The 4,132-nt window shown below is 59.9% G+C and carries 5 protein-coding genes; all 5 read right to left on the bottom strand.

What is annotated here, in order from left to right:
• A partial coding sequence (locus tag P3W85_RS24390) for a hypothetical protein (protein WP_276266668.1) occupies positions 1 to 314 on the bottom strand: 314 nt, incomplete at its 3' end.
• Positions 315 to 432: 118 nt separating this feature from the next.
• Complete coding sequence (locus P3W85_RS24385; protein WP_276266667.1) at positions 433 to 1,008, bottom strand: hypothetical protein; 576 nt, start codon at positions 1,006 to 1,008, stop codon at positions 433 to 435.
• Positions 1,009 to 1,083: 75 nt separating this feature from the next.
• The gene (locus tag P3W85_RS24380; protein ID WP_276266666.1) at positions 1,084 to 2,649 is read right to left on the bottom strand and encodes a type VI immunity family protein; all 1,566 of its coding nucleotides are present in this window, start codon (positions 2,647 to 2,649) and stop codon (positions 1,084 to 1,086) included.
• Positions 2,650 to 2,652: 3 nt separating this feature from the next.
• Positions 2,653 to 3,501 (bottom strand): VRR-NUC domain-containing protein, encoded by an 849-nt coding sequence (locus P3W85_RS24375; RefSeq protein WP_276266665.1) that lies wholly within the window; start codon positions 3,499 to 3,501, stop codon positions 2,653 to 2,655.
• A partial coding sequence (locus P3W85_RS24370; RefSeq protein ID WP_276266664.1) for a DUF2345 domain-containing protein occupies positions 3,501 to 4,132 on the bottom strand: 632 nt, incomplete at its 5' end. The genes P3W85_RS24370 and P3W85_RS24375, both read right to left, overlap by 1 nt.

Raw genomic sequence — 4,132 nt, 5'->3', positions numbered from 1 at the left:
CGGGGTACCTTACGCGCCCACTCGCGCAGATTGCCGAGTCGCTTGGAGCCGTAGGGGTGAGGCCGCTCCGAATCGGGATGGGTCTGGATCTTGAAAGGGGCGCCCAGCAGGCGCTCGAATGCCTCATGCACATCGATCATGGCAAGGCCCGTTTCCACATGATGTGCTGGATCTGCGGCGAAGTAGATGCTGAGAAACGGCATCACGGCCAATTCATAGTACCCGTTGTCGTGGGCGACACTCGGCCACTTACTCAGATCGGCGACCATGCCGGCGATCTCCTCGTCGCTCATTTTCCTGTCTATTGTTGTCATCGTTTCCTCCTTCCACTTTGGCGGCCTGATTCTCCAGTTTGGGATTCTTCCGGTCCGTCAGGTCAACGTCCATATCGGCCACCTTGGCAGAAGTGAACCTGCTCCCGTCCTTGTAAGATCACTTGTCTTCCATCGACATCCGGTACGTGCAGCCGGCCAAGGTCTTGCGCGGGTGCGAGGTCACCGTGGAGACGTCCAGGGAGATGCGGTACCGCGTGACGAACGAGGGATCATCCGCGGCGCGATGTTCGCTCTCCTTGATCACACGCTCCCCGAGAAACTTCCCCGGTACGTCGAGAGCTGCGGTGACGCCAAGCTGCTTGGCGAGCGGATGGGGATCGGCCTCATCAAACACACCCATGAGGCCGGCGCTAGTGAGGGCGATGCGGTCGGTCGAACGCTCGAATACAGTGATCGGCTTCGACAGGCGGTACTCTTCGATCATCGGGTTGTCGGTCGGGGTCGCTGTCAGGCCGAGTGCTTCCATGTCGGCAGGACGCGTGTCCCGGTCCTTCAACCAAGATACAAAGCTGTAGTAGTCCCCAATGTCGTCCGCGCGGCATTCGATCAGCGTTGAGAGTTTGAAGGTGTTCGGATCGAATGTCTGCGTCTCGGCATATGCCGAACCGATACCGGGGGCGGCAAAAGCAAAGAGGATGGCGGCGAGGTTCGCTCGGGCGTTTATGACGTACATGGGTAGTGTCTTTTCGTGGAATTGCATTCGATTCATCTCTGATCCCTCGCAGGACGATGCGTATCGTCGAGTGAGTTATCGCGTCTTAGCGAAAAACCAGGTGACGTCTCGTCCGTGTACCTGGGGCATGGGCGTGCCATGCAGGAAGGTGCTCGGACCGGTAGGGATGTCTTCGCAGTGCCACACGCCGGGATAGGGGCAAGGCTGGCCGCTGGTGGCGCGCATGCCGGGCGGAGGTTGCTCGGTCCACAGCCAGGTCACGGGCACACCGTCGACCAGCGGCAGCGATTCACCGTCGCCAACGCGACAGCGCACCAAGGGCTGGCCGGATTGCAGCCAGAGACCGGCGCGTGGGGCGGGCTGAAGGCTTTGGGCTTCTCGGGACGCTTCGGCGGGCGGTGTGATCTGCTCGCGTTGATCGATGTCCCATTGCCATAGCGTCATGCCGTGCGTGTGGTCGCTTTCGATGATGGGCAGGCGTTCGCCTTGCTCGAAGTGTTGGCGTGTGTCGCGCTTGGCGGACGTCACCCACCAGCCGGTGCGCGGGCAGGCCTCGCCACCGGTGGCATGCGTTAGCGGTGGTTCTTGACGAGGTGCGTCGGGCGCGAGGCCGCGTACCTCGGGTGACGGCCAATCGCTGTTGTCGTCAAAGCGAGCGAGCCAGCGCTCGGTGTCGCGTCGATTGAAGCGCACGTTGGGATCGCCGTCCCACTCGCCAAAACCGAGCAGGTCCAGGTTGGTGTGCCGCAGCGGCCGCAGCAGACGGTTGAGCATGACGGGTAACTCGGGTACGCCGTTCTCGACCGGATACAACGCCGGCTGCGGGCCAAGCTCGATCCATTGGCCGCAGTCGAGTTCATCGATGCGGATACGGGGATCGGCCAGCGCGGCGCGCACGGCGTCGCGGTCAAGCGAGAGCTTCTCGCGCCAGATGTCCGACAGGAAGAAACCCCAGGTCGGCGAACGTAGACCCGACGGTAGATGGAGGTCCATGATGAAGGGGTAGTCGGTATCCAGGCCGTAGAAGCGCGGGCCAAGTGCCCGGTCCCAGACGGTGACCTCGGAGCGGGTGCCGAACTCCAGCGGATTGGCCATGGCGAAACCGCTGTAGACCTGCTCGGGGCGCAGGCGCGTGATGGTGTCGTGCACGAAGCGACGCCAGGCATCGCGGTTGTCGAGCCACCACTGCCAGCGGTAGTAGAGGAGGACGTTGGAGTATTTGGTGCCGCCAAAACCCAGATCAGAGGCTCTCCAGTAATAGCCTGCGTTTGTTGGGGAGCTTCGGTGGTTGGTCTCGTCCGTGAAATCGAAGGTGAAGCTCTTGTTGCGGGGTATCTTTCGCGTCCACTCACGCAGATTGCCGAGCCGCTTGGAGCCGTAAGGGTGAGGGCGCTCGGAATCGGGATGGGTCTGGATCTTGAAAGGGGAGGCCAGCAGCCGCTCGAACGCCTCATGCACATCGATCATCGCCAAGCCCGTTTCCACATGGCGCGCCGGATCTGCTGCGAAGTAGAAGCTGATAAAGGGGCTGATGGCATATTCGGCCCCGTCGATCTCATAATAAGAATTCGGCCATTCTTTGAGCATCGCGACGAAATCGTCGAGGACATCTTGAGTAAACAATTGATATGTTGTGCTCATGATTTATTTTCTTCCTTTGCCACCGGTTGATCCGGATGGCTTGGAGGTTTTTCCTTCGCCCTCCGGTTTGTATCCGGTGCAATCCTCTGGAACCCTGAGCAATGCAACTTTTTTTGCATCCCGATTCATCAAATCCACGTAGTCTTCCATTTGCTTTTTCTTCACCCAATCATTTGGAAACTTGATCTCCACCGCGACAAACACGTTGGGTACGTGAAATGGCTGCTGCCGATATTCGACGATGGCCAGGTCCGGTGCCAGGCTGCCCTTAGGCCGTGGCCAGAAGGGAAAGACCTCGCTGATACGCCTGGGGCGTGTTGGTGGCTCACCGAGCCATGCCTTGCCGTTCATGTAGTTGGGTTCGGCCTTGAGCGGGCTCTGCCAATCCAGCGTTTCGTCGATGGCCTCGAAGATCAAGGACGCCGTGGTTTGCTTCAGGAACACGTCGATTGTCATGGCGACGAGTTCTCCGCCCACTTTTTTGCGGATACGCCTGGGCACTTTGATCGGAGAGTCCTTGGCCCAGGTACACGCAATACTGATGGCGGGGCGAAAGGGAACCTTTCTGTCGATGTACTGCTTGTAAGTGGTGCCTTCCTTGCCTCGTCGCGAGATCGTGCTGCGCCCACCGTGATCGATTTGGGCGAAGGTTGAACTCTTCTTGTCGATTTCTTGGGCAAAGCTCTCAATAACAGACTTGAGTACCTTTTTGATTTGCTCGCGCCGTTCGGCGAGATGGGCCGTGAACTCGACGCCCTCTGCGATTGTTGCCGCGGTTTCGACGGCCTGATAGACCCTGTAGGCACGATATCCCCAGAGCAATGCGGCGGCGGCAGCAGCGGGAAGTGGCATCAGGCATTCTCCTGTGCTTGTTCGTTCAGAAAGTCATCCGTGAACGGTGACGGTTGGTCGGCGCACGGCCGGTCATCGCCGATGCCATCGATGATGGAACGCCAGTTCTCGGTGACACGCTGGTCGTCGCGCATGATGGTTTTGTAGGCGTGGACCATGCGCGGGTTGGCACTTTCCACGTGTTCGGTTTCGCCTTCGTCGTTGGTCCATCCTTCAACCAGGAGCTGGCCCGCGCTCATCAACTTGTAGCGATAGCCCTGGAAGGCGCGTTCGTCTGTTTTGCGCATGCGGTAACGGGCTTCGAAGTCGCCGGTCGACGGGGCTTTGAAGATGGGCAGGGCGGCATTGGCGTTGGCTGGACCGATGAAGTCATAGCTGCCTGCCTTGACGGTGAAGGTGCCCGGCATGCCCATTTCGACGTTGCCGTTCGCGATCTTGACGTACGCGCCGCCGCAGATCAGCGTGAGGTGCGTGTTGGCTCCGATCACGACGTGTTGCTGGCTGGCGCTGATCTCGACGCTTTGCTCGGCTTCGAGGCGCATGCGATTGTGCTGTGCCTGCAGCAACATCTCGCCCTGATGGGCGATGTGGCGCACGTCGCCGTTCTGCGCAAAGGCGCTGATGCCGTTGC

This window comes from Cupriavidus basilensis (genome assembly GCF_029335485.1).
Taxonomy (GTDB): domain Bacteria; phylum Pseudomonadota; class Gammaproteobacteria; order Burkholderiales; family Burkholderiaceae; genus Cupriavidus; species Cupriavidus basilensis_E.
This window is presented reverse-complemented; position numbering and strand designations above follow the sequence as displayed.

Coding starts and splice junctions, on each gene's coding strand:
- P3W85_RS24385 (WP_276266667.1), bottom strand. CDS start 1,008: ATGTACGTCATAAACGCCCGAGCGAACCTCGCCGCCATCCTCTTTGCT.
- P3W85_RS24375 (WP_276266665.1), bottom strand. CDS start 3,501: ATGCCACTTCCCGCTGCTGCCGCCGCCGCATTGCTCTGGGGATATCGT.
- P3W85_RS24380 (WP_276266666.1), bottom strand. CDS start 2,649: ATGAGCACAACATATCAATTGTTTACTCAAGATGTCCTCGACGATTTC.